This window comes from Klebsiella sp. PCX (assembly GCF_021869705.1).
Classification (GTDB): Bacteria; Pseudomonadota; Gammaproteobacteria; order Enterobacterales; family Enterobacteriaceae; genus Klebsiella; species Klebsiella quasipneumoniae.
Window position 1 is genome coordinate 4,120,779 of sequence record NZ_CP091527.1, and the last position, 24,912, is coordinate 4,145,690.

Here is a 24,912-nt window from a genome sequence, read left to right on the forward strand (position 1 = left end):
CGATCACTGATGCATAAACCATATAAATGTATCTTTCCGGCCCAATTATTACGGAGAAAATTTCTAAAAAAACCGTAATTAAACGAATTTCGTGTTACGCAATTGTATTTGTTCATTAGATTTTGTTGATTCCTCCAGGAGATACAGATGGAAACCACTCAAACCAGCACCATCGTTTCGGGCGAAACCCGCAGCGGATGGCGTAAAACCGACACCATGTGGATGCTGGGCCTGTACGGTACAGCGATCGGCGCGGGCGTCTTGTTCCTGCCGATCAACGCCGGCGTCGGCGGCATGATCCCCCTGATTATCATGGCGATTCTGGCCTTCCCGATGACCTTCTTCGCCCACCGCGGTATGACCCGCTTCGTGCTCTCCGGCAAAAACCCGGGCGAAGACATTACTGAAGTGGTTGAAGAACACTTCGGCGTAGGCGCAGGTAAGCTGATTACCCTGCTCTACTTCTTCGCTATCTATCCAATCCTGTTGGTCTACAGCGTGGCGATCACCAATACCGTCGAAAGCTTCATGGCGCACCAGCTGCACATGACGCCGCCGCCGCGCGCTATTCTGTCGCTGATCCTGATCGTCGGCATGATGACTATCGTGCGTTTCGGTGAGCAGATGATTGTAAAAGCGATGAGCGTGCTGGTGTTCCCGTTCGTTATCGCCCTGATGGTGTTGGCGCTGTACCTGATCCCGCAGTGGAACGGCGCGGCGCTGGAGACCCTCTCCCTGAGCGGCGCCTCCGTCACCGGCAACGGCCTGCTGATGACCCTGTGGCTGGCGATCCCGGTAATGGTCTTCTCTTTCAACCACTCGCCGATCATCTCCTCCTTCGCGGTTGCCAAGCGTGAAGAGTACGGCGAAGGCGCCGAGAAAAAATGCTCCAGCATCCTGGCTCGCGCCCACATCATGATGGTGCTGACCGTGATGTTCTTCGTCTTCAGCTGCGTCCTGAGCCTCTCTCCGGCAGACCTGGCGGCGGCGAAAGAGCAGAACATCTCGATTCTGTCTTACCTGGCGAACCACTTTAACGCGCCAATCATTGCCTGGATGGCGCCGATCATCGCGATGATCGCCATCACCAAATCCTTCCTCGGCCACTACCTTGGCGCCCGCGAAGGCTTTAATGGCATGGTGATTAAGTCCCTGCGCGGTAAAGGCAAATCGATCGAAATCAACAAACTGAACAAGCTGACCGCGCTGTTCATGCTGGTTACCACCTGGATTGTAGCGACGCTGAACCCGAGCATCCTCGGCATGATCGAGACCCTGGGCGGCCCGATTATCGCGATGATCCTGTTCCTGATGCCGATGTACGCGATTCAGAAAGTGCCGGCGATGCGTAAATACAGCGGCCACGTCAGCAACGTCTTCGTGGTGATTATGGGTCTGATTGCCATCTCCGCGATCTTCTACTCGCTGTTCAGCTAATTCAGTCAACACCTCCCCCCGCGCCGCTGAACGGCGGCGCGCTTTCCGACAGCACGGGAATACATATGATCAGCGTATTCGATATCTTTAAAATCGGCATTGGCCCTTCCAGCTCCCATACCGTTGGACCGATGAAAGCGGGCAAACAATTTACTGACGACCTGATCGCGCGCGGCCTGCTGGCCGAGGTGAGCAAAGTCGTCGTCGACGTCTACGGCTCCCTCTCCCTGACCGGTAAAGGCCACCATACCGATATCGCGATTATCATGGGGCTCGCCGGCAACCTGCCGGACACCGTCGACATTGACGCCATTCCGGGATTTATTCAGGACGTTAACACCCATGGTCGCCTGATGCTGGCCAACGGCCAGCACGAAGTGGACTTCCCGGTCGATCAGTGCATGAATTTCCATGCCGACAACCTGTCGCTGCATGAGAACGGCATGCGCATCACCGCCCTGGCCGGCGACCAGGTGCTCTACAGCCAGACGTACTACTCCATCGGCGGCGGCTTTATCGTCGATGAAGTGCACTTCGGCCAGACCACCGACGCGCCGGTGGCCGTCCCTTACCCCTATAAAAACGCCGCCGACCTGCAGCGTCACTGCCGCGAAACCGGGCTGTCGCTCTCCGGCCTGATGATGCAGAACGAACTGGCGCTACACAGTAAAGAGGCACTGGAGCAACACTTCGCCGCGGTGTGGGAAGTGATGAGCGCCGGGATTGAGCGCGGCATTACCACCGAAGGCGTCCTGCCGGGCAAACTGCGCGTTCCGCGCCGGGCCGCCGCGCTGCGCCGCATGCTGGTGAGCCAGGACACTACCAACAGCGACCCGATGGCGGTGGTCGACTGGATCAATATGTTCGCCCTCGCGGTGAACGAAGAGAACGCCGCCGGCGGCCGGGTGGTAACCGCGCCGACCAACGGCGCCTGCGGTATCGTGCCGGCAGTGCTGGCCTATTACGACAAGTTTATCCGCAAGGTGAACAGCAACTCCCTGGCCCGCTATATGCTGGTGGCCAGCGCGATTGGTTCGCTGTATAAGATGAACGCCTCGATCTCCGGCGCCGAAGTGGGTTGCCAGGGTGAAGTGGGCGTCGCCTGCTCAATGGCGGCGGCCGGTCTGGCGGAACTGCTGGGCGGCAGCCCGGGCCAGGTGTGCATCGCGGCAGAGATCGCCATGGAGCATAACCTCGGTCTGACCTGCGACCCGGTCGCCGGCCAGGTGCAGGTGCCTTGCATCGAACGCAACGCTATCGCCGCCGTGAAAGCGGTCAACGCCGCGCGAATGGCGCTGCGCCGGACCAGCGAGCCGCGCGTCTGCCTCGATAAAGTCATTGAGACCATGTACGAAACCGGCAAAGACATGAACGCCAAGTACCGGGAAACCTCCCGCGGTGGTCTGGCGATGAAGATTGTCGCCTGCGATTAACCTGCTGGCCCGCCACGCGTCGCCGCGGCGGGCCCTCTCACCCACCTTTTGTTATATCAATTAAAATTTAGTTATTTAATGGTTATAAGCGCTGTTTGTTACCTTACGCAAAACGCTAAGGAGAACAGACAATGTCCAACCGATTCCGCCCCGCCTGGCTGCTGGTCCTCGCCGCCCTTTCCGCCTCCGCGCTGGCCAAAGCGCCGGAGACCGTCAACATCGGCTATCAAAAGGCGAACATCTTCGCGCTGCTGAAATATCGCGGCACCCTGGATGAGAGCCTGAAAAAACAGGGCATTGCCGTCCGCTGGGTCGAATTCCCCGCCGGTCCGCAAATGCTGGAGGGGCTCAACGTCGGCAGTATCGATCTGGCCGCCACCGGCGATGCGCCGCCGGCCTTTGCCCAGGCGGCACAAGCCGATCTGGTCTACCTTGCCCACTCCCCCGCTAACCCAAAAACGGAAGCGATTGTGGTCCCGGAGCAGTCGACGATCCGCAGCGTAGCCGATCTGAAGGGCAAGCGCGTGGGGCTGAACAAGGGGTCCGACGTCAACTACCTGCTGGTCGCCGCGCTGGAAAAAGCGGGCCTCAGCTATAAAGACATCACCCCGGTCTATCTGCCGCCGGCGGACGCCCGCGCCGCTTTCCAGCGCGGGGCGATTGATGCGTGGGTGATCTGGGATCCGTTCCTCGCGGAAGTGGAAACCAACGCGAAAGCCCGACAAATACGCAACGCCGAGGGGCTGGTGCCGCACTACACCTTCTATCTCGCCAGCCGTAAGTTTGCGGATACCTACCCGGAGACGGCAAAACAGGTGGTGGATGAGCTGGGTAAACTCAGTGTGTGGGCGAACAGCCATCAGGACGAGGCCGCCGGCCTTCTGTCGACCTCAACCGGGCTGGATAAAGCCATCTGGCTGAAGACCCTGGCCCGCCTGCCCTACGGCGCTGAACGCATGACGCCGGCGGTGTATAACGAACAGCAGGCGCTGGCGGATACCTTTACGCGCATCGGCTTGCTGCCGGTGAAAGTCGACGTACGCAGCGCCACCTGGTCGCTGGATAAACCTTAGTTTTCCCGGCGGCGGGAGGCATTGCGCCCCCCGTCGCCGACGGACTTATCCCGCCGTTTTCTCACCATTGCCAATCTGCCAGATGAAGGTCGGCGCCTCACCGTTCACCAGCCAGTTTCCAATATTGCGCGCCTTGTAAATCACCGGATTATGCGAGGCGACCGTCCGCGCATTGCGCCAGTGACGGTCCAGCGCCAGACGGGTACGCGTATCCGACGCCCCGAGGGCATTGAACAGCTCCGTCGCCGCCCGCGGGATCCAGTCGCTGGCGATCACCTGCGCCTGCGCCGCTTCCACTTCCGCCAGCTGGTTGCGCCGGGCGATCAGCGCTTCGTCGTCGCTGACGTGCGCCACATAGGCCTGCTGCAGCGATTCTGCGGCCTGCAGGACCGCGGCCCGGGTCGCCCATGCCCAGCTGCTAATCTGCCCAACGACCTGCAGAACCTGGGCATCATCGCGCGGTACGGCGGCGTTGCCGTGGCTGTACATCCGGGACCGGTGTTTGACGCCCTGCGCGGCATCCCGCTCAACCGCCAGGCCGATGCCCGCGAGGGTCGCCAGCAGCACATGCTGATAGAAGGCGGTCTGATAGCGAAAGCGCTGGGCAAAGTCGTAGACGTGGTCGGTTTCCACCCGGGCGTCGGTGAAGCGGGTGGTCCCGCTGCCGGTCAGCCGCTGGCCAAAGCCATCCCAGTCATCTTCCCGCGCCACGCCGGGCTGTTGGGTGCTGACCAGGGCAATCACATCGCTACCGGTATCGCTGCGCCGGGCAAACACATCGATCCAGTTGGCGTACAGCGCGCCGGTGCTGTAGAACTTCTCGCCGTCGAGTCGCCAGCCGCCCTCTGCCGGCGTCACCCGAGTGTTCACGTCCCCCAGCTTAACCGCGCCGATCTCCGTCCAGCCGCTGCCCACCAGCTCGCCGTCAAGGAAGCGACGAAACCAGCGGTCGCGCCCGGCGGAATCCGGCTGATTCAGCTGATCTTCCACAAAAGCAAAGTGCGCGCGCAGGGCCTGCGGCAGGTTAGAATCCGCTTGCGCCAGCTCAATCAGCAGCGCGCTGAGCTGCGGCAGCGAAGCGCCCCAGCCGCCCTTCTCGCGCGGGATACGCAGCGTGCCGAAGCCCGCTTCTTTCAGCCAGCGGATCGGCTCCTCGGGCAGAACGCGCTGCTGTTCGCGCTCCGCGGCGCCCTGGGCGATGCGGGTGAATATCGGGCGGAAGGCGGCCGCCAGCGCGTCATAATCGGTGCCAGTGGAGAGCAAGGTCATAGTCGGTTCCTTATTCATGAATTGCGTCAATATCTTCTCGTGTCGGTTCATGACGGACCGCCAGCAGGAAGAAAATGGGAATAATGGCGGCAAGCGAGACCACCCAGAACATCTGCGTGCCGAGCGAGGCCTGCAGCAGCGGCAGAATAAACAGCGCCAGCGCGCTGCCGATCCCGGAAAGCGCCCGGCTGAAACCGACCCCGGTGGCGCGAATGGCGGTGGGATAGGAGAGCGCCGGGTAGATCATCAGCTGCGCCCCCGGGCCAAATCCTTCGGCGAAGAGCCACAGTCCCAGCATCGCGATGGCCAGTACGATGCCTGCCGTCGCGTGCGGTTGCCCCACCAGCGCCAGCACAATCAGCGCCACAAACTGCAGGGCAAAGCCGGCTATCGCCACATGACGCGAAGGGTATTTCCACGCCAGATGCATACCAAGCAGCCCGCCGGTAAAGGCAAACAGGGCGTTCAGCCCCAGTGATGCCGAAATAGTTTCGAAGACGCCAGCCCCGAGAAACTGGGCAAGAATTGACGGCAGGAAAAAGGCAATCGCCGTGTACTCGAAGGAGATACAGATATTCATCACCCCGGCGACGATAGTCCGCTCACGGTAGGGTTTTTCGAACAGCACGCGAAAGCTCACTTTCGGCGCCGACGCCGGCTTCGCCGTCGGGACCTCATGGGCATGGATCCCCCAGGAGTCGCGTAAGATGCGCACCGCAGAGGTCAGATCGCCCTGGTTCGCCGCCCACAGCGGGGATTCGTTCATGAACCGGCTGCGGACGGCGATAATCAGCAGCGCCGGCACGGCGCCGAACAGCAGGGAGGCGCGCCACAGCCAGTCAAGATGCTCCTGCGGCAACAGGAAATAGAGACCGAAGATAATAAGAAAGCAGACGGTTGAGGCGGCGTACCACATCGGGCACCACGCCGCGAGGCGAGCCGCTTTGTTGCCTTTGCCGGCAAAGCGGGAAAACTCGGCCAGATAGGACATCGCCACCGGCAGGTCGATGCCGACGCCGATGCCCATCAGGAAGCGAGCGCCAATCAACACCCAGACGTTTGGCGCCAGCCCGGCGGCGATAGCCGAAATAACGAAAAAGAACATATCGGCCATAAACACCGAATAGCGACCATATTTATCGGTCAGCCAGCCGCCAATAATATTGCCGACAATGGTCCCGACCATAATGGAGGAGGTCACAAGGCCGGTCAGCAGCGGCGAGAGCTGAAATTCACGCACGACGTCATCAATACCGTAAGAGAGCGTGGTTAAGTCATACGCGTCGAGAAAAACGCCCCCCAGCGCGAGGAAGACAATCATCCGCGCATATTTCGCCTGTTCCCTGCCGGAATTAATTAGCCGCGCCACATCCCCGACGCTACTGACCGGTACCGAAGCGATACCGGGATTATCCACTGGTAATGTACTCATTTTTTCACCTTATTATTTTGTGCAGGTCATCAGCGGTTATAAACCTCGAGCGGCGAGAATCAAAACAACAATTCATACTATAAAAATCAATATAATCAATAAGTTAATTAAAATCATCAGCACAAAAAGGACGCGCTTTCGCGCATCCTAAAAGGAAGTAAATAACAACGAAAAGAGACGTCGTGCAGGACGCTTATTCCGCCGATACCGGAACTAATACGTCTTTTACCAGCGGATCGTTGGTGGTTTTTAACCACGTCTGGATCCGTGGGTCAGAAAAGGCCTGTTTTAATTTGACGATATTTTCCTGCGATAAATACGGCGTACCAATCACTAATTGCGAAGCAAAGGTGCGCGGCGCCGGCGGGAATAAAATGCCTTTCTCACGCGGCACTTTCCCGGCGTCAAATTGCGAGACATAGCCGATGGCGGCATCCACCGAATTTAACGCCCGCGGCATGGTCAGCAGATCCAGCTCTTTAAAGACAAACTGATGCGGGTTGTCGACAATATTTTTCAGCTTCGCCGTGCGCGGCTCTACCGCCGGGTCGAGCGAGATCAAACCAATGCGCTGCAGCAGCCACAGAGCCTGTCCCTGATTGGCGCCGTCGTCAGGCACCACGATGGTCGCGCCGTTGGGCAACGCCTGTACCGACGAGTAGCGGTCGGAATAGATGCCAAACGCCCACTGGAACACCGGCACCGTAGTCGACAGCGCAAAGCCGTTGGCGTCCACCACCTGTTTAAGCCACCACTGATGCTGATAGATCGTCCCGGCATACTGTCCTTCCGCTACCGCGCGGTCAGCCTGAACCGGATCCTGCACCCCCACCGCCTCCAGCTTCAGGCCGTAATCGGGCGCAATATGCTGATTAATATATTCAATAATCCGCTGCTCGCCGGCCATCGCCGGCTCATAGTGAATTTTTAACGTGCTGCCGAAGACCACCTGCTGGCTTTGGGTATGTCCCCGCCACCACCAGAAAGCGATGGCGAGCAGGATAATCACCGCCAGCGCCGCCAGCCAGGGCCAGCGCCGCGCTTTACGTAACTCAAATTGCTCTGTTGTCATACAAGGTTCCCCTGCGTGTGGCGTAAATGGTTGACCAGGCGGTCACCCAAAAATTGAATCACCTGGATCGTGGCGATCAGGGCCACGATCGTCGCGATCATGATGTGATTGTCGAAGCGCTGATAGCCGTACACCACGGCCAGGTAGCCGATGCCCCCGGCGCCGATGGTCCCGGCGATAGCCGAATACTCGATCATCGAGACCAGGTTTAGCGTCACCGCCGCCACCAGCGCCGGCAATGCTTCACTGAGCTGCGCGCTGGCAATGATTTGCCAGCGCGATCCACCGCAGACGACGCCCACCGCGGTGACCTCCGCCGGCAGCTCGCGCAGCGCGTTCTCCACCAGACGGCCAAAGAACGGGACGCCGGCGGCGATCATGGGCACCACCGCGGCGGGGATGCCAATCGTGGTGCCGGTCAGCCAGTAAGTGAACGGGATAATAGCGGCCATCAGCACCAGAAACGGCAGCGAACGTCCCATGTTGACCACCCAGTTCAGCAGCCGGTACAGCAGTGCGTGCGGAAATAATCCCCGCGGCGAGGCGTTAAATAGCACCACCCCCACCAGCCCTCCCAGCGTGACGACAAACAGCATCACAATGGCCACCATTAGCCAGGTTTCGCCATAGGCGGGAAGCAGCAGCGAAGGGATTTCGCTCCAGGGGGTGTCCTGGCTGATCACTGTCGGTTTCATACCGCCTCCCTGAGCAACGGCGCGCTGTCGAGGATCTCCGCCGTCATGCCGAGCTGCGCCAGCAGGCCCTGCAGCCGCGCGGGCGACAGGCGTTCGCCCTGAAAGCGCACTCCAACCTGCAGACGACCGGCCAGTCGACCGTTAATCACCTCGACGTGGCCGCCAAGGAGATCGATCTGCAGCGCCCACTGCTGGCTCAGGCGGCTGATCCAGTCGGTGGCCACCGGCACATCCCAGCGGTAGCTCAGACGCAGCAGCAAATCACTGTGGGCCGCTGCCGCCGGCGTCAGCGGCAACAGCTGCTGGCCGAGCAGGGAATCGGGACGCGCCAGCAGATCTTCGAGCCGCCCGTACTGGACGATCGTCCCGTCGCGGATCTCCGCCACCGCATCCGCCGCCGAGCGCACGGCGTCCATTTCATGGGTGATCAGGACGATCGCCAACTGGTACTCATCACGCAGCCGCTTGAGCAGAGTCAGCACCGAGGCCGTGGCCTGAGGATCGAGGCCGGAGGTGGCTTCATCCGCCAGCAGAACGGACGGGCGCAGCGCCAGCGCGCGGGCAATGGCGATCCGCTGGCGCTGGCCGCCGGAGAGCTGGGCCGGCCAGGCATCCGCTTTGTGGCTCAGGCCGACGCTCTCCAGCAGCTCACCGACCCGCGCCTTGATATCGCGCTCCACCACGCCAAGCCACGCCAGCGGCAGGGCGACATTCTCCCAGGCGGTCCTGCGGCTCAGCAGCGCCGAAGACTGGAAAACGGTGCCAATCGCCCGCCTCTCCCGGCGCAGCGCCTCGCCGGACAGCACCGACAGATCCAGGCCATTGATACGAATGCTGCCGCTGTCCGGGCGCTCCAGCAGGCTGATGCAGCGCGCGAGAGTTGATTTACCGGCGCCGCTCGGCCCCACCACCGCGGTGATGGAGCGCTCAGGCACCTGCAGCGACAGCCCTTTCAGCACCGCGCTGAGCCGGCCATCCGCCGTGCGGTAGCTTTTATGCAGATCATCGATAGCGATCATGTCACCTTCTCCTCTACCGATGCCGCCGTGCGCGCATCGCGTCGGTAGCTGGCGCCCGGGTGAGGCGCGGCCAGACGCGGACCGGCGCCGAACAGTTTTTCGCGCAGGGTCCCCTCACGGTACTCTTGCTTAAAGACGCCGCGCTTTTGCAGCTCTGGCACCAGCAGCTCGACGACGTCGCGGAAGGTTTCGTGGGTGACGGCATAGGCAAGGTTAAAGCCATCGACATCCGTCTCTTCGACCCAGGACTGCAGTTCGTCCGCCACGGTTTGCGCGCTGCCGACCACCAGCGGGCCGAAGCCGCCGATACCGGCCCAGTCGGCCAGGGCCTGCACCGTCCACTGCCGGTTCGGGTCCGCAGTGGAGAAGGCCTCCACCGCCGACTGAATGGCGTTGGTGTGCAGATACTTCAGCACCTGATCCGGCTGATACTGGCCGAAATCAATCCCCGTCCAGCCGGAGAGCAGCGCCAGCGCGCCTTCATAACTGACGTACTGCTTATATTCCTGCCATTTCGCCTGCGCCTCGCGGTCGGTGTCGCCAACAATTACCGTCTGCAGATTGAAGATCAGAATGCTGTGCGGATCGCGCCCGGCCTCAGCCGCCCGGCGGCGAATATCCGCCACCGTCTTCTTCAGCAGCACTTTCGACGGCGCAGCGACGAAGACGCATTCGGCATGGCCGGCGGCGAACTGTTTGCCGCGGCTGGACGCTCCCGCCTGATACAGTACCGGTGTGCGCTGCGGGGATGGCTCGCAGAGGTGGATCCCCGGCACGGAAAAGAACTGTCCCTGATGGTTAATGGGATGGATTTTCCGCGGATCGCTGAAGATCTTGCGCTCTCTGTCGCGCAGCACCGCCCCGTCCTCCCAGCTTCCCTCCAGCAGTTTGTAGATCACCTGCAAATACTCATCGGCATAGTCATAGCGGGTGTCGTGGTCGGTCTGAGTTTGCTGGCCGATATTGCGCGCCCCGCTCTCCAGATAGGAGGTGACGATGTTCCAGCCCACCCGCCCTTTGGTCAGATGGTCGAGCGTCGACAGACGACGGGCGAAGGGGTAAGGATGCTCAAACGACAGCGAGGCGGTCAGACCGAAGCCCAGATGCTCCGTCACCAGCGCCATCGGAGTGATCAGGGCCAGCGGATCGTTGACCGGCACCTGCGTCGCCTGGCGGATCGCCGCGTCGCCGCTGCCGTTCAGCACGTCGTAGACGCCAAGCACGTCGGCGATAAACAGCCCGTCGAACTTGCCGCGCTCCAGCAGTCGCGCCAGATCCACCCAGTACTCCAGATCTTTATACTGCCAGGAGCGATCCCGGGGATGCGCCCACAGGCCCGGCGACTGATGGCCGACGCAGTTCATATCGAAAGCGTTAAGACGAATTTCACGTTGTGATGACATAGCAATCTCCATAGCGCGGCCCGTCGCCGGGGCGCACGCGGCAAAATGAATCAGGGAAGGTAAAGGGAGGTATTCAGTACGCTGGACATCGGGAGTCCTGCGGGATCCCGAGCGTGAGTAACGCTTGCGCCGCCACCTCAGCGGCATGGTCGGCTACCTGCGGCAGGCCCATCAGTTCGCCAAAACGCCCGCGGGCGGCCGGACCGGCCACCAGCACCGGCAGCGCCTCAACCTGCGGATCAGCCACTGCCCGGGAACGGCTGTCCACCTCCAGGCCCATGCCGAAGGCATCGGCGCGAATCAGGCCGCGGCGGGCGAGGTCCTGTAAAAATGGCTGGCTGTCGGTTAGGGCACGGTGCGCGGGTCCGGTCGTCAGGATCAGATGATCGACGCTCAGGGTTTGCACGCCGCCGCCGCGCCGCGCCAGCGTCAGACGCAGCGTCTCGCCTTCAGCGCTCATCGACAGTAGCCTGGCCGCCTGCACCTGCAGACTGCCCGTGCGCTGGCGCGCCTCCAGCACCTCGGCGACCTGCGGCGCCACGCGGTAGCGGTGGACATCCCAGTAATGGCGCAGATGGCGCAGAAAACGCTGGCGATCGGCGACGCTGAGCGCCTGCCAGATCCGCTGCCCCTGCTGGCGGACCGCATCCAGCACCACCTGCCAGCTCAGGCCCTGCTGCGCCGCATACGCCACATCGAGGCGGATCTGGCGCAGGCGCTGGCGCAAGTTGCCCTGCTGATAGTCGCCGGGCCATGCTGCCCCCGCGCCGCTGAGGTTACCGCGCGACAGCAGGCCGTGGCGCGAAAAGGCGATGATACTGCCGCGGTGGCCCAACCGGTCCAGCGTCGCGACCGTATCGGCCATGGTTAATCCGGTGCCCATCACCGCCACCCGGGCGTGCGGGGCGATGGCGTCGAGCGCGCCAGGCTGCCACGGGTTGGCAATCAGCGCCGGATGGTGACGCCAGGCTTCGGCCTGCGCCGGCAGCGAAGGCGGTGGATGGCTGATCGCCAGCACCAGCAGGTCGGCCTTAAGCTGCAGTCCGCCCTCAGTGCTAACCGTCCCCTGATGAAAAGCGAACGCCCGATCGCGCAGGTGGCGCAGCCGTCCGCCGCTGGCGGCCGCGGCGTCGGAAAAACGCTGTGCCACATAGCGACCAAACTGGCCGCGCTGAGGGTAGACGGAACCGTCCGGGCGCAGCGCCTGCGCATCGGCGGCAAAGGCAGGCTGACGGCGGTACCAGCGATCGAAGGCGCCCTCTTCATCACCGGTCAGTTGCATACGGGCGGCCGGGACGTTAATCCGGTGCGTCGGCTCCGCGGTGGAGTAGGCCACCCCGGCGCCGGGAGTCTGACGCGGCTCCAGCAGCGTCACGCGCACCCCGTTCGGCGCCAGGCGCAGCAGCTCAATCGCCACCGCCGCGCCGCTAAAGCCGCCGCCGATAATCACGATATGCGGTTCTGCACTCATCGCCGCCCTCCTCCGGTATACTGTCTCATGGTCGCGCTCCTGGCCATCAGCTGGCGCTGGCCTGGCGCACCGGGCGCTTATCGCCGCCGATGGTTTCGCCAAACGGACCGGTGTTCACGCTGCGCGCCTTCGACGAGGCCGCGTTTTCCAGCGGCAGCAGAGGCATCACCAGTTCCGCAAAGCGGTGTGCCTCTTCCAGATGCGGGTAGCCGGAAAAGATAAAATTGCTGATGCCGAGCGCCTGATATTCGCGGATGCGCTCCGCCACCTGCTGCGGATTACCCACCAGCGCGGTTCCCGCGCCGCCGCGCACCAGCCCGACGCCGGCCCACAGATTAGGGGCAATACGCAGATTGTCGCGCGATCCCTGATGCAGGGCGCTCATCCGCGCCTGGCCAGCCGAGTCCATACGGGCGAAGATCTTTTGCGCCTGAGCGATGGTGTCGTCGTCAAGATGGGCGATCAGCCGGTCGGCGGCGGCCCACGCCTCCTCTTCCGTTTCGCGCACGATAACGTGCAGACGGATGCCATATTGCAGGGTGCGTCCGCGGGCCGCGGCGCGCTCGCGCACCACCGCCAGCTTCTCCGCCACCAGTTCCGGCGGTTCGCCCCACGTTAGATAACTGTCGATCTGTTCGGCCGCCACATCGATAGCCGCCTCAGAAGAGCCGCCGAAGTACAGCGGCGGGCCATTCTCCTGAACCGGCGGAAACAGCACTTCCGCCCCCTCGACATGAATATGCTCCCCGTGATAGTCCACTTTCTCCCCGCGCAGCAGGCGGGAGTAAACGTCGAGAAATTCGCGAGTCACCTGGTAGCGTTCGCTGTGACTGAGAAAGATGCCATCGCCTTTGTTTTCCACCGGGTCGCCACCGGTGACGACATTGATCAGCAGCCGTCCTTCCGATAAACGGTCGAGGGTGGCCGCCATCCGCGCCGCCAGAGTGGGCGGCTGCAGACCCGGTCTGACCGCCACCAGATAGCGCAGACGGCGGGTCAACGGCGCCAGCGCCGAGGCCACCAGCCACGAATCTTCACAGCTTTTACCGGTGGGGATCAGCACGCCGTAATAACCCAGGCTGTCGGCCGCCAGCGCCACCTGCTGCAGATAAGGTAAATCGACCGGACGTCCACCCTCGGTGGTGCCCAGATAGCGGCCATCGCCATGGGTAGGTAAGAACCAGAAGACATTGATCTTGTCGGGAGCTTGCTGCGTCATTATCTATTTCCTATATAACCATATCCGATATTTATCGAAGAGAAGTTTTAATTTGGTTATATAAGTGTTAGCGATAATCATGCCAATGGTGAATAAAAAATTACATTTTTAAAATCAAGGGATTGAAAACATCCCACGCGCGTCGTGCTGTTGCAAATCCCGCAGCCGCCGCGCATCCGCTGGCGCATTTGCAACAGCCGTCGGCCTTTCCCCCTCTGGTTTCCGCCGCCGCCGCAGGATAAGTTCAGGAGGTCAACGACCGGAGGCCCGCTATGCTGAACCCAGAATCCCCTTCCACCGCGCCCGCGCTGATCGACCCGGCATCGAAGGCTTTCCAGAGCCTGCTGGACAAGCTCGCGCCGACGGAGGCTACCGTGCTGATCGTGGGCGAAACCGGCACCGGCAAGGAGGTGGTGGCGCGCTATCTCCATCACCACAGTCCCCGCCGCCAGCAGCCGTTTCTGGCCGTTAACTGCGGCGCGCTAACCGAGAGCCTTGCCGAAGCCGAACTGTTCGGCCATGAGAAAGGCGCCTTCACCGGCGCGCAGCAGGGACAGCCCGGCTGGTTTGAAGCCGCGGAAGGGGGGACGCTGCTGCTGGACGAGATCGGCGAATTAAGCCTGCCCCTGCAGGTCAAGCTGTTACGGGTGCTGCAGGAGCGCGAAATTACCCGCGTCGGCTCGCGCAAAGCGATTAAAGTGAATGTCCGGGTGATTGCCGCCACTCACGTCGACCTGGCCCAGGCAATCCGCGAGCGCCGCTTTCGCGAAGATCTCTACTATCGGCTGAATATCGCGGTGGTGCCGCTGCCGCCGCTGCGCCAGCGTCGGCAGGATATCCCGCAGCTGGCTCACCACTTTTTATCGCTCTATGCCCGCCGCCTCGGCCGGCCAACCCTGCGTCTGGCGCCGGAGTCGCTGGCCCGGCTGATGGACTATGCGTGGCCGGGTAATATTCGTGAGCTGGAAAACACCCTGCACAACGCGGTGCTGCTCAGTAAAGAAGAGGAGATTAGCCCCGCCCAGCTGCGCCTGGCGACGCTCAACGACGCCCCGTCGCCGGCGAGCGATCATGAACTGGACGACTTTATTCGCCACCAGCTGGCGCTTCCCGGCGAGCCGCTGTGGCAGCGGGTGACCAGCGCGCTGATCCGCCACGCCATGGCGCATTGCGACGATAATCAGAGCCAGGCGGCCGCGCTGTTAGGGATCAGTCGGCATACCTTACGCACCCAGCTCGCTAACCTCGGGCTGATCAAAAGCCGCCGCCGTCCGCCTGCGCCGCCGCGGGCATTCGCCAGCGCGACCGGGGCCGATCGCGAGCTGCGCATTGGCTACCAGCGCTTCGGCAGCCTCGGGATCCTGAAAGCCCGCCAGAGTCTGGAGACCGCCTTCGCCAGCCTCGGCGTCAACGTGCTGTGGAGCGAGTTTCCCGCCGGACCGCAGCTCCTTCACGCCCTCGCCTGCAACGAGATCGACTTTGGCACCACCGGAGAAGCGCCGCCGGTGTTCGCCCAGGCCAGCAACAGCGAACTAATGTACGTGGCGTGGGAGCCGCCGGCGCCGCGCAGCGTGGCGATGGTCGTCCCGCAGGAGAGCGACATTCGCCAGCTCAGCGATCTGCGCGGAAAACGCATCGCCCTCAATAAAGGGTCGAATGTCCACTGGCTGCTGCTGCAGATCCTCGAGGACGCCGGGCTGGGGCTGAACGACGTGCGGGTGGTCTATACCCCGCCGAAATACCCGCTGACCGCCAGCGACTATCTGGCGGTGGACGCCTGGATGATGTGGGATCCGCTGCTCAGCGACGCCGAACACACCGGCGAGCTGCGGGTGGTCGCCAGCGGCGAAGGACGGGTTAACAACCATCAGTTTTATCTCTCGCGACGGGACTATCTCGCTCAGCACGGCGATATCATGCGCCGCCTGCTGACGGAGCTGACCCACACCGGGCAGTTTATCGACTCGCATCGTGGCGAAGCGGCCCGCTTACTCTCAGCAGAGCTGGGGATTGACGCCCGGTCGCTGCGCATCGCCCTCGCCCGCCGAAGCCACCGCCCAAGGCCGATGGATCTGTCGGTGATCCGCGCCCAGCAGACCATCGCCGATCGCTTTTACGCCCTCGGGCTTATCACCAAACCGGTCCCGGTGCGGGAAGCGGTGTGGTACGGCGAGCCCGCGCCCGGCGTCGCCAGCTCGCTGATGGCGGTCAGTTAGCGAAAATTGCGCGTTATCTTCCTGATTGTTCAGGCGCAGATAGCCTCGATCCGATGGCGATGTTACCCTAAAGACGCTGAGAATAAGGGGGTATCTGTGGCTGTTCATCTGTTAATCGTCGACGCGTTAAATCTGATCCGCCGCATCCACGCGGTGCAGGGTTCGCCCTGCGTCGATACCTGCCTGCATGCGCTGGAGCAGCTGATTGTCCACAGTCAGCCCACCCACGCGGTGGCGGTGTTTGATGATGAGGATCGCGCCCACGGCTGGCGCCACCAGCGCCTGCCGGAGTACAAAGCCGGCCGCGCGCCGATGCCGGATACGCTGGTCGCCGAGATGCCGGCGCTGCGGGCCGCCTTCGAACAGCGTGGGATCCGCTGCTGGGCCTCGCCGGGCAGCGAAGCGGACGATCTCGCCGCCACCCTGGCGGTGAAGGTGGCCCAGGCGGGCCATCAGGCCACCATTGTCTCCACCGACAAAGGCTACTGCCAGCTGCTGTCGCCCACCATCCGCATCCGCGACTACTTTCAGAAGCGCTGGCTGGACGCCCCCTTCATCGCCAGTGAGTTCGGCGTCACCCCGGAGCAGCTGGCGGATTACTGGGGGCTGGCGGGGATCAGCAGCTCGAAGGTGCCGGGCGTGGCGGGCATTGGCCCGAAAAGCGCCGCCCAGCTGCTGAACGAGTTTCAGGACCTGGAGGGGCTGTATGCCCGCCTGGCAGAGGTCCCGGAAAAGTGGCGCAAAAAGCTGGCAGCGCATCAGGAGATGGCCTTCACCTGCCGGGAAGTGGCCCGCCTGCAGACCGACCTCCAGCTGGATGGCAATCTGCAGCAGCTGCGGCTGACCCGTTGACCCTACCCAAGCGTGGTGCCGGCGCGGCGGCACCGCCTGCTTCCCCCGGGGCGGCCCCTCACCAGGCCGCCTGATATAACTCGACGATATCGGCCAGGCTCGCCTCGCGCGGGTTGCCGCCGGTACACACATCCGCCAGCGCCGCCTGGGCCAGCGCCGGAATATCCTCTTTCCTGACATCCACCTCGCGCAGATGGCCGGGAATACCGACATCGCGGTTTAGCTGGCACACCGCCTCCACCGCAGCCAGACGCGCGGCGCTCAGGCTTAACGCTTCCCCTTTGACGCCCATCGCCCTGGCGATATCGCGATATTTTTCCCCGGTCGCCTCAGCATTAAAGCGCATCACGTGCGGCAGCAGGATGGCATTCGCCACGCCGTGCGGCGTGTTGTAAAAAGCGCCGAGCGGATGCGCCATGCCGTGCACCAGGCCAAGCCCGACGTTGGAAAATCCCATTCCCGCCACATACTGGCCGAGCGCCATAGCTTCCCCCGCTCCGGCGTCGCCGGCAACCGAGCCGCGTAGCGCGCCGGCGATGATCTCGATGGCCTTGAGGTGCAGCGCATCGGTCAATGCCCAGGCGCCGCGAGTGAGGTACCCTTCGATAGCGTGCGTCAGGGCGTCCACGCCGGTGGCCGCCTTCAGCGCCGGCGGCATGGCGTCCATCATATCGGCATCGATAAAGGCCACCTGCGGAATATCGTGCGGGTCGACGCAGACGAATTTGCGCCGCTGTTCTTCATCGGTGATGACATAGTTAATCGTCACCTCCGCCGCGGTACCCGCGGTGGTCGGCACCGCGAAGATCGGCACGCTGGGCTGACGGGTGGGCGACAGCCCCTCCAGGCTGCGAACATCGGCGAACGCCGGGTTACGCTGAATAATACCGATCGCCTTACAGGTATCCTGCGGCGAACCGCCGCCGATGGCGATCAGGTAATCCGCCCCGCTGCGCTGAAAGGCCTGCAACCCCTGCTGAACCACGGCGATGGTGGGGTTCGGGATCACGTCGCTGAACATGTCCCATGCCAGCCCGGCGGCGTCCAGCTTGTCAGTGACTTTTGCCGCCACGCCGCACTGCGCGAGGGTCCTGTCGGTCACGATCAATGCCTTGCGATAACCGCGCCGCATCACTTCATCGGTTAATGCGTTTATCGCCCCCCGGCCAAACCACGCCGTTTCGTTGAGGATCATTCGGTTTGCCATCGCGTCTCTCCTGTTAGGGTTGCGGCATCACTCTTCAATGCGTAATCCGTAGGTTTTAAACTTCTCCAGCACGATGGCGATCGCCTCGTCATCCAGCACGGGGACCGGGTCGGTAATCGCCAGGGTGCTGAGATAGAGCTGGGCCAGGACTTCCACTTCATGCGCCAGCCAGAGCGCTTTCTCCAGGCTGGCCTCGCAGGCGATCAGGCCATGATGCTGCAGCAGCGTGGCTTTGCGGTGCTTCAGCGCCACCGCGACATGCTCAGACAGTTCGCGTGTGCCGAAGGTGGCATAGGGCGCGCAGGGGATCGAATTCCCGCCGGCGGCGGCGATCATATAGTGGATGGCCGGAATGGGTCGGTTGAGGATCGATACCGCCGTACAATGGACTGCGTGATTGTGAACTACCGCCTGGGCATCGGGCCGCGTCTGGTAGGCCGCCTGATGGAAACGCCATTCGCTGGAGGGCAGTTTTCCCTGCTCATGCTGGCCGTCGGCATCAATAAAGACGATCTTGTCTTCCGTCAGTTTTTCATACGGGATGCCGGTGGGCGTGATCAGCATCCCCCCCTGATAGCGCACGCTGACATTGCCGGCGGTCCCCTGATTTAACCCCAGGCGGGTCATTTCCAGGCAGGTATCGATAATCTGCCGGGCCAGTCTGTTTCTTTCCATTGTTTTCCTCTTTTAGCGACTCATCATCCGTCAACGGCAGGGCAACGTAATTATTGTTGGCGACCGTGGGATAGGTTGAATAATGTTCTCCATCTTCAGCCTGAATAATCGCAGGGGAATTTCCATCGCCATATTTTGTGAACCAGGTCAATTATTCCATCATAAAAAAAGGGATGTGACTGGTTAAGCGGATGTTGAAAATGCCCGTTCTTAAAAATATTTCTTCAAGCGGGCATTTTATTTTTCTGTAACATTTGCCCGTTTTCCACGATATATATTCAATCGGTCATTGGCGTTGTGGTTTTGTGAATTTATTTCCTCAAACGGTCAGTCATTTTGAAAAATTAAAGTGACAATTATCACATAAAATGGTCCACAGAGCGTTAAGTGTGACCCTCATCATATTAACAGGCGGTTTTTATTTGAAAATGAAGCCATGAGTTCCGCCGTGACTTTCATTTCACTCACCGGCGCGTCACCTGAGCTCACTTAATTTTGCGGTCTGCTGCAGCACCAGACTGCGCCCTGAATGCTGTTGTAAATGCTTCTGAACTGATGAGGACGCTATGGGAAACACAACGATACCAACGCAAAGTTACCGCGCCATGGAGAGCGGGCAAAGTAAGAGCTACATTATTCCTTTTGCTCTGCTGTGCTCCCTCTTTTTTCTGTGGGCCGTGGCCAATAATCTCAATGATATTTTATTACCGCAGTTTCAACAGGCCTTTACCCTGACTAATTTTCAGGCCGGATTAATCCAGTCGGCTTTTTATTTTGGCTATTTTATTATTCCCATCCCCGCCGGGATGCTGATGAAAAAATTCAGCTATAAAGCCGGCATTCTTACGGGTCTGTTTTTATATGCTTGCGGCGCCGCGCTGTTCTGGCCTGCCGCCGAAGTAATGAATTACACCTTATTCCTGATTGGGTTATTTATTATCGCCGCCGGGCTTGGCTGTCTGGAAACCGCGGCCAACCCATTTGTCACCGTCCTCGGTCCGGAAAGCGGCGGTCACTTCCGCCTGAATCTGGCCCAGACCTTTAACTCATTTGGCGCCATTATTGCCGTGGTATTTGGCCAGAGCCTTATTTTGTCCAACGTCCCGCATCAGCCGCAGGAGGTGCTGGATAAAATGACGCCAGAGCAGCTCGGCGCCTGGAAGCACAGCCTGGTCCTGTCGGTACAAACCCCCTATATGATTATCGTGGCCATCGTGCTGCTGGTCGCCCTGCTGATCGTCTGTACCCGTTTCCCGTCGCTGCAAAGCGATGACCACAGCGACAGCGCGCAGAGCACGTTTCTCGCCTCGCTGTCGCGCCTGATGCGCATCCGCCACTGGCGCTGGGCGGTACTGGCTCAGTTCTGCTATGTCGGTGCGCAAACCGCCTGCTGGAGCTATCTGATTCGCTACGCTGTCGAAGAGATCCCGGGCATGACGGCCGGTTTCGCCGCCAACTACCTGACCGGCACCATGGTCTGTTTCTTTATTGGCCGTTTCACCGGCACCTGGCTGATCCGCCGCTTCGCGCCGCATAACGTGCTCGCTATCTATGCGCTTATCGCCATGCTGCTCTGTCTGCTCTCCGCCTTCAGCGGCGGCCACGTCGGTCTGCTGGCCCTGACCCTGTGCAGCGCCTTTATGTCCATTCAGTACCCGACCATCTTCTCGTTGGGGATTAAGCACCTGGGCCAGGACACCAAATATGGCTCGTCATTTATCGTCATGACCATCATCGGCGGCGGGATCGTCACCCCGGTAATGGGCTTTGTCAGCGACGCCGCCGGCAATATCCCGACCGCCGAACTGGTTCCGGCGCTGTGCTTCGCCATCATCTTTATTTTTGCCCGTTTCCGCTCGCAAGCGGCGACGAACTAAACCTGTTATCCGCATAACCTGAGGGATCTGTAATGAAAAAAATCAGCTTACCGAAGATCGGTATCCGCCCGGTAATCGATGGTCGTCGCATGGGGGTTCGCGAATCGCTGGAAGCGCAAACCATGAACATGGCGAAAGCCACCGCCGCGCTTATCAGTGAGAAGCTGCGCCATGCCTGCGGCGCCCGGGTGGAGTGCGTGATCGCCGATACCTGCATCGCCGGCATGGCCGAGTCGGCCGCCTGTGAAGAGAAATTCAGCAGCCAGAACGTTGGCGTCACCATCACCGTCACCCCCTGCTGGTGCTACGGCAGCGAAACCATCGATATGGATCCGCTGCGCCCGAAGGCCATCTGGGGCTTCAACGGCACCGAGCGTCCGGGAGCGGTCTATCTGGCCGCGGCGCTGGCGGCCCACAGCCAGAAAGGGATCCCGGCGTTCTCCATCTACGGGCATGATGTGCAGGATGCCGATGACACCTCGATCCCGGCGGATGTCGAAGAAAAACTGTTGCGCTTCGCTCGCGCTGGCCTGGCGGTCGCCAGTATGAAAGGGAAAAGCTATCTGTCGCTGGGCGGCGTCTCAATGGGCATCGCCGGCTCCATCGTCGACCACAACTTCTTTGAATCCTGGCTCGGGATGAAGGTTCAGGCTGTCGACATGACGGAGCTGCGCCGGCGAATCGATCAGAAAATCTATGATGAAACCGAGCTGGAGATGGCGCTGGCGTGGGCGGATAAACATTTCCGCTACGGCGAAGATCAGAACGCCGAGCAGTATAAGCGCAATGAGGCGCAGAGCCGCGCGGTGCTGAAAGAGAGCCTGCTGATGGCGATGTGCATCCGCGACATGATGCAGGGCAACGCGAAGCTGGCGGAAAAAGGGCTGGTGGAGGAGTCGCTGGGCTACAACGCCATCGCCGCCGGCTTCCAGGGCCAGCGTCACTGGACCGATCAATACCCCAATGGCGATACCGCCGAAGCGCTGCTCAATAGCTCCTTTGACTGGAACGGCGTGCGCGAGCCGTTCGTCGTCGCCACCGAAAACGACAGCCTCAACGGCGTGGCCATGCTGATGGGCCATCAGCTCACCGGCACCGCCCAGGTGTTTGCCGACGTGCGCACCTACTGGTCGCCGGAGGCCGTAGAGCGCGTCACCGGGCAGCCGCTCACCGGCCGGGCGGAGCACGGCATCATTCACCTGATTAACTCCGGCTCCGCGGCGCTGGACGGCTCCTGCCAGCAGCGCGACGCGCAGGGCAACCCAACGATGAAACCTCACTGGGAGATTGAGCAGAACGAGGCGGATGCCTGCCTCGCGGCCACCGAATGGTGCCCGGCGATCCATGAATACTTCCGCGGCGGCGGCTTCTCTTCCCGCTTCCTGACCGAAGGCGGCGTGCCGTTCACCATGACCCGGGTGAACATCATCAAAGGCCTGGGACCGGTACTGCAAATCGCCGAAGGCTGGAGCGTGGCGCTGCCCAAAGCGATGCACGACCAGCTCGACGCCCGCACCAACTCCACCTGGCCCACCACCTGGTTTGCCCCGCGCCTGACCGGCAAAGGCCCGTTCAGCGATGTGTACTCGGTCATGGCTAACTGGGGCGCCAACCACGGCGTGCTGACCATCGGCCATGTCGGCGCGGATTTCATTACCCTCGCCGCCATGCTGCGTATTCCGGTCTGCATGCACAACGTGGAAGCGGCGAAAATCTACCGCCCCTCCGCCTGGGCCGCGCACGGTATGGACATCGAAGGCCAGGACTACCGCGCCTGCCAGAACTACGGGCCGCTGTATAAGCGTTAACAGGTTGGTTTCGCCCGGAGGCGCAGGCTTACCGGGCCTACAGACGCGCGCTGTTTGTAGGCCGGATAAGCGCCGCGCCATTCGGCAATGTTGTTTCGGGAGTCACTATGAAGCAAGACGTAATCCTGGTCCTCGACTGCGGCGCCACGAACGTGCGGGCGATGGCCGTTGACCGACAGGGGAACATTATCGCCCGCGCCGCAACGGCGAACGCCAGCGACATTGCGGCGGAAAAAAGCGACTGGCACCAGTGGTCGCTGGAGGCCATTATGCAGCGCTTTGCCGACTGCTGTCGGCAGATCCATGACCAGCTGGCCTCCTGCACGGTGCGCGGCATCACCGTCACGACCTTTGGCGTCGATGGCGCGCTGGTGGATGAGCAGGGTGCGCTGCTGTATCCGATAATCAGCTGGAAATGCCCGCGCACCGCGGCGGTAATGGACACCATCAGCCGGTATATGTCCGCGCGCCAGCTGCAGCAAATCGCCGGCGTCGGCGCCTTTGCATTCAACACCCTGTATAAGCTGATCTGGCTGAAAGAGAACCACCCGCAGCTGCTGGCGCAGGCCCATGCCTGGCTGTTTATTTCGTCGCTGATCAACCATCGACTGACCGGGGAGTTCACCACCGACCTCACCATGGCGGGCACCAGCCAGATGCTCGATCTCCGGCAGCGCGATTTCAGCGCGCCGATCCTGCAGGCGACCGGCCTGCCGCGCCGCCTGTTCCCGCAGCTGGTTGAAGCAGGCCAGCCGATCGGCGCCCTGCTGCCGGAGGCCGCTGCGCTGCTGGGCCTTCCCGTCGGGGTCCCGGTTATCTCGGCCGGGCACGACACCCAGTTCGCCCTGTTTGGCGCCGGCGCCGGGCAGGATGAGCCGGTGCTCTCCTCAGGGACCTGGGAGATCCTGATGGTGCGCAGCGCGCAGGTCGACACCTCGCTGCTCTGCGACTACAGCGGCTCCACTTGCGAGCTGGACAGCCAGCCGGGACGCTATAACCCGGGGATGCAGTGGCTGGCCTCCGGCGTGCTCGAGTGGGTGCGCAAGCTACTGTGGAACACTGACACGCCGTGGCAAACGCTGATTGACGAAGCGCAGGCGATCCCGCCCGGCGCCCAGGGCGTCAGAATGCAGTGCGACCTGCTCGCCAGCCAGCACGCCGGCTGGCAGGGCGTCACGCTCAACACCACCCGCGGCCATTTTTACCGCGCCGCGCTGGAGGGGTTAAGCGACCAGCTGGCGAAGCATCTGCAAACCCTGGAAAACATCGGCCGCTTCCGGGCGCAAGAGCTGCTGCTGGTCGGCGGCGGCAGCCGCAACGCGCTGTGGAACCAGATCAAGGCTGACCGGCTGGGAATACCGATCAAAGTTCTCGACGATGCCGAAACCACGGTGGCCGGCGCGGCGATGTTTGGCTGGTATGGCGTGGGCGAGTTCTCTTCCCCGGAACAGGCCAGAGCGCAGGTCGCGTACCGCTACCGCTATTTTTGGCCGCAAACTGAACCTGAATTAACAGAGGAAGCCTGAGATGCTCAAAACCATTTCCCCGCTGATATCGCCGGAACTGCTGAAAGTGCTGGCCGAAATGGGCCATGGGGATGAAATTATTTTTTCCGATGCCCACTTCCCGGCGCACAGCATGGGTCCGCAGGTGATTCGGGCCGACGGCCTGCGGGTCAGCGATCTGCTGCAGGCGATTATCCCGTTGTTCGAGTTAGACAGCTATGCGCCGCCGCTGGTGATGATGGCCGCCGTCGAAGGCGATGCGCTCGACCCGACGGTGGAACAGCGCTATCGGCAGGCGCTTTCGGCGCAGGCCCCCTGCCCGGATATCGTGCGGATTGGCCGCTTTGCCTTCTACGACCGGGCGCAAAAAGCCTTTGCGATCGTTATCACAGGAGAGTGCGCTAAGTACGGAAATATCCTTTTAAAAAAAGGAGTCACGCCGTAATCTCATGCCGGAGCGTCTGCCTGATGCAGACGCTCAATCAATGATGGGGTGAGAATAAATGAAAGCGGCCCGCCAGCAGGCGATCGTCGATCTCCTGATCAACCACAGCAGCCTGACCACCGAAACGTTGTCAAAACAGCTCAACGTCAGCAGGGAAACCATTCGCCGCGATCTCAGCGAGCTGCAGGCGCAGGGCAAAGTGCTGCGCAACCACGGCCGGGCTAAAGTGATCCACCAGCGCAGCCAGGACAGCGGCGACCCTTTTCACATGCGGCTGAAAAGCCATTACGCGCATAAAGCCGATATCGCCCGCGAAGCGCTGGCCTGGATTGACGAAGGGATGGTCATCGCCCTCGATGCCAGCTCCACCTGCTGGTATCTCGCCCGCCAGCTGCCGGACCGCCCGCTGCACGTCTTTACCAACAGCCAGCCCATCTGTCAGGAGCTGGCTAAACGCGACCAGATCATGCTCACCTGCTCCGGCGGTACTCTGCAGCGGAAATATGGCTGCTACGTTAACCCGGCGCTGATTTCCCAGCTGAAATCGCTGGAGATCGATCTGTTTATTTTTTCCTGCGAAGGCATCGACTCGCAGGGCGCGCTGTGGGACTCCAATGCCTTCAATGCCGACTTCAAATCGATCCTGCTTAAGCGGGCGGCGCAGTCGCTGCTGCTGATCGACAAAAGCAAGTTCAACCGCTCCGGCGAAGCGAGGATTGGTCATCTGGATGAGGTGACGCATATTGTGTCGGATGCGCCGCAGCCTTAAGCATGCGGCGAAGGCCAGAGGACATGCGCGTCTCT

20 protein-coding genes are annotated in these 24,912 nt (G+C 61.6%); 10 read left to right on the top strand and 10 right to left on the bottom strand.

From position 1 onward, the window contains the following. The first annotated feature begins 147 nt into the window (after positions 1 to 147). From GQR96_RS19550 to GQR96_RS19560, 3 genes are all read left to right on the top strand, one after another. Positions 148 to 1,437 (top strand): HAAAP family serine/threonine permease, encoded by a 1,290-nt coding sequence (locus GQR96_RS19550; RefSeq protein WP_004205549.1) that lies wholly within the window; start codon positions 148 to 150, stop codon positions 1,435 to 1,437. 65 nt (positions 1,438 to 1,502) lie between these two features. Next, positions 1,503 to 2,870, top strand: a complete 1,368-nt coding sequence (locus GQR96_RS19555) for an L-serine ammonia-lyase (RefSeq protein WP_048325545.1) — start codon at positions 1,503 to 1,505, stop codon at positions 2,868 to 2,870. A gap of 131 nt (positions 2,871 to 3,001) precedes the next feature. Continuing rightward, complete coding sequence (locus GQR96_RS19560; protein WP_032456530.1) at positions 3,002 to 3,943, top strand: sulfonate ABC transporter substrate-binding protein; 942 nt, start codon at positions 3,002 to 3,004, stop codon at positions 3,941 to 3,943. 45 nt (positions 3,944 to 3,988) lie between these two features. Here GQR96_RS19560 and GQR96_RS19565 read toward each other — a convergent pair whose 3' ends face one another. From GQR96_RS19565 to ssuD, 8 genes are all read right to left on the bottom strand, one after another. Beyond that, positions 3,989 to 5,212, bottom strand: coding sequence for an acyl-CoA dehydrogenase family protein (locus GQR96_RS19565; protein WP_065905330.1), 1,224 nt, complete (start codon positions 5,210 to 5,212; stop codon positions 3,989 to 3,991). Between the two features lie 10 nt (positions 5,213 to 5,222). Continuing rightward, positions 5,223 to 6,644 (bottom strand): MFS transporter, encoded by a 1,422-nt coding sequence (locus GQR96_RS19570; protein ID WP_049004039.1) that lies wholly within the window; start codon positions 6,642 to 6,644, stop codon positions 5,223 to 5,225. A gap of 193 nt (positions 6,645 to 6,837) precedes the next feature. Further along, the gene (locus tag GQR96_RS19575) at positions 6,838 to 7,716 is read right to left on the bottom strand and encodes a MetQ/NlpA family ABC transporter substrate-binding protein (protein WP_004205538.1); all 879 of its coding nucleotides are present in this window, start codon (positions 7,714 to 7,716) and stop codon (positions 6,838 to 6,840) included. Beyond that, positions 7,713 to 8,411 (bottom strand): methionine ABC transporter permease, encoded by a 699-nt coding sequence (locus GQR96_RS19580; protein WP_065905332.1) that lies wholly within the window; start codon positions 8,409 to 8,411, stop codon positions 7,713 to 7,715. The genes GQR96_RS19575 and GQR96_RS19580 overlap by 4 nt, the downstream gene beginning before the upstream one ends. Then, on the bottom strand, positions 8,408 to 9,430 hold the full coding sequence (locus GQR96_RS19585; protein ID WP_023319026.1) for a methionine ABC transporter ATP-binding protein: 1,023 nt from the start codon (positions 9,428 to 9,430) through the stop codon (positions 8,408 to 8,410). Before GQR96_RS19585 ends, GQR96_RS19580 begins: the two co-directional genes overlap by 4 nt. Further along, positions 9,427 to 10,833 carry an LLM class flavin-dependent oxidoreductase gene (locus GQR96_RS19590; RefSeq protein ID WP_023319027.1) on the bottom strand — a complete coding sequence of 469 codons (1,407 nt, stop codon included), beginning with the start codon at positions 10,831 to 10,833 and terminating at the stop codon, positions 9,427 to 9,429. Before GQR96_RS19590 ends, GQR96_RS19585 begins: the two co-directional genes overlap by 4 nt. A 73-nt stretch (positions 10,834 to 10,906) precedes the next feature. Beyond that, positions 10,907 to 12,304 (bottom strand): FAD/NAD(P)-binding protein, encoded by a 1,398-nt coding sequence (locus GQR96_RS19595; RefSeq protein ID WP_065905333.1) that lies wholly within the window; start codon positions 12,302 to 12,304, stop codon positions 10,907 to 10,909. A 46-nt stretch (positions 12,305 to 12,350) separates the two neighbouring features. After that, positions 12,351 to 13,523, bottom strand: coding sequence for an FMNH2-dependent alkanesulfonate monooxygenase (gene ssuD, locus GQR96_RS19600; RefSeq protein ID WP_065802657.1), 1,173 nt, complete (start codon positions 13,521 to 13,523; stop codon positions 12,351 to 12,353). A gap of 272 nt (positions 13,524 to 13,795) precedes the next feature. On the opposite strand from ssuD, the gene GQR96_RS19605 reads away from it, so the two are divergent. Then, a complete protein-coding gene (locus GQR96_RS19605) occupies positions 13,796 to 15,739 on the top strand; it encodes a sigma-54-dependent Fis family transcriptional regulator (RefSeq protein WP_023319030.1) in 1,944 nt (647 codons plus the stop codon). Positions 15,740 to 15,835: 96 nt separating this feature from the next. After that, positions 15,836 to 16,591, top strand: coding sequence for a flap endonuclease Xni (xni, locus tag GQR96_RS19610; protein WP_023319031.1), 756 nt, complete (start codon positions 15,836 to 15,838; stop codon positions 16,589 to 16,591). Between the two features lie 58 nt (positions 16,592 to 16,649). Here xni and fucO read toward each other — a convergent pair whose 3' ends face one another. Together fucO and fucA are read right to left on the bottom strand one after the other, a co-directional pair. Further along, positions 16,650 to 17,798 carry a lactaldehyde reductase gene (fucO, locus tag GQR96_RS19615; RefSeq protein WP_049116052.1) on the bottom strand — a complete coding sequence of 383 codons (1,149 nt, stop codon included), beginning with the start codon at positions 17,796 to 17,798 and terminating at the stop codon, positions 16,650 to 16,652. Positions 17,799 to 17,825: 27 nt separating this feature from the next. Continuing rightward, positions 17,826 to 18,473, bottom strand: a complete 648-nt coding sequence (gene fucA, locus GQR96_RS19620; RefSeq protein ID WP_002915470.1) for an L-fuculose-phosphate aldolase — start codon at positions 18,471 to 18,473, stop codon at positions 17,826 to 17,828. A 566-nt stretch (positions 18,474 to 19,039) separates the two neighbouring features. Here fucA and fucP point away from each other — a divergent pair. The 5 genes from fucP (at position 19,040) to fucR (ending at position 24,877) form a co-directional block, all read left to right on the top strand. Beyond that, the gene (fucP, locus tag GQR96_RS19625) at positions 19,040 to 20,350 is read left to right on the top strand and encodes an L-fucose:H+ symporter permease (protein WP_048295492.1); all 1,311 of its coding nucleotides are present in this window, start codon (positions 19,040 to 19,042) and stop codon (positions 20,348 to 20,350) included. Positions 20,351 to 20,382: 32 nt separating this feature from the next. Continuing rightward, a complete protein-coding gene (gene fucI, locus GQR96_RS19630; protein WP_032456537.1) occupies positions 20,383 to 22,158 on the top strand; it encodes an L-fucose isomerase in 1,776 nt (591 codons plus the stop codon). A gap of 107 nt (positions 22,159 to 22,265) precedes the next feature. After that, positions 22,266 to 23,684 (top strand): L-fuculokinase, encoded by a 1,419-nt coding sequence (gene fucK / locus GQR96_RS19635; RefSeq protein ID WP_023319036.1) that lies wholly within the window; start codon positions 22,266 to 22,268, stop codon positions 23,682 to 23,684. A gap of 1 nt (position 23,685) precedes the next feature. Further along, complete coding sequence (fucU, locus tag GQR96_RS19640) at positions 23,686 to 24,108, top strand: L-fucose mutarotase (RefSeq protein WP_064187451.1); 423 nt, start codon at positions 23,686 to 23,688, stop codon at positions 24,106 to 24,108. A gap of 58 nt (positions 24,109 to 24,166) precedes the next feature. Then, positions 24,167 to 24,877 carry an L-fucose operon activator gene (gene fucR, locus GQR96_RS19645; RefSeq protein WP_023319037.1) on the top strand — a complete coding sequence of 237 codons (711 nt, stop codon included), beginning with the start codon at positions 24,167 to 24,169 and terminating at the stop codon, positions 24,875 to 24,877. The last annotated feature ends 35 nt before the right edge of the window (positions 24,878 to 24,912 follow it).

Bases quoted from the DNA above. Each gene is read 5' to 3' on its own strand.
- GQR96_RS19560 (WP_032456530.1), top strand. From the start codon at position 3,002: ATGTCCAACCGATTCCGCCCCGCCTGGCTGCTGGTCCTCGCCGCCCTT.
- GQR96_RS19570 (WP_049004039.1), bottom strand. From the start codon at position 6,644: ATGAGTACATTACCAGTGGATAATCCCGGTATCGCTTCGGTACCGGTC.
- GQR96_RS19550 (WP_004205549.1), top strand. From the start codon at position 148: ATGGAAACCACTCAAACCAGCACCATCGTTTCGGGCGAAACCCGCAGC.
- fucU (WP_064187451.1), top strand. From the start codon at position 23,686: ATGCTCAAAACCATTTCCCCGCTGATATCGCCGGAACTGCTGAAAGTG.
- fucI (WP_032456537.1), top strand. From the start codon at position 20,383: ATGAAAAAAATCAGCTTACCGAAGATCGGTATCCGCCCGGTAATCGAT.
- fucO (WP_049116052.1), bottom strand. From the start codon at position 17,798: ATGGCAAACCGAATGATCCTCAACGAAACGGCGTGGTTTGGCCGGGGG.
- fucA (WP_002915470.1), bottom strand. From the start codon at position 18,473: ATGGAAAGAAACAGACTGGCCCGGCAGATTATCGATACCTGCCTGGAA.
- fucP (WP_048295492.1), top strand. From the start codon at position 19,040: ATGGGAAACACAACGATACCAACGCAAAGTTACCGCGCCATGGAGAGC.
- fucR (WP_023319037.1), top strand. From the start codon at position 24,167: ATGAAAGCGGCCCGCCAGCAGGCGATCGTCGATCTCCTGATCAACCAC.
- fucK (WP_023319036.1), top strand. From the start codon at position 22,266: ATGAAGCAAGACGTAATCCTGGTCCTCGACTGCGGCGCCACGAACGTG.
- GQR96_RS19605 (WP_023319030.1), top strand. From the start codon at position 13,796: ATGCTGAACCCAGAATCCCCTTCCACCGCGCCCGCGCTGATCGACCCG.
- ssuD (WP_065802657.1), bottom strand. From the start codon at position 13,523: ATGACGCAGCAAGCTCCCGACAAGATCAATGTCTTCTGGTTCTTACCT.
- GQR96_RS19585 (WP_023319026.1), bottom strand. From the start codon at position 9,430: ATGATCGCTATCGATGATCTGCATAAAAGCTACCGCACGGCGGATGGC.
- GQR96_RS19575 (WP_004205538.1), bottom strand. From the start codon at position 7,716: ATGACAACAGAGCAATTTGAGTTACGTAAAGCGCGGCGCTGGCCCTGG.
- GQR96_RS19590 (WP_023319027.1), bottom strand. From the start codon at position 10,833: ATGTCATCACAACGTGAAATTCGTCTTAACGCTTTCGATATGAACTGC.
- GQR96_RS19580 (WP_065905332.1), bottom strand. From the start codon at position 8,411: ATGAAACCGACAGTGATCAGCCAGGACACCCCCTGGAGCGAAATCCCT.
- GQR96_RS19555 (WP_048325545.1), top strand. From the start codon at position 1,503: ATGATCAGCGTATTCGATATCTTTAAAATCGGCATTGGCCCTTCCAGC.
- GQR96_RS19595 (WP_065905333.1), bottom strand. From the start codon at position 12,304: ATGAGTGCAGAACCGCATATCGTGATTATCGGCGGCGGCTTTAGCGGC.
- GQR96_RS19565 (WP_065905330.1), bottom strand. From the start codon at position 5,212: ATGACCTTGCTCTCCACTGGCACCGATTATGACGCGCTGGCGGCCGCC.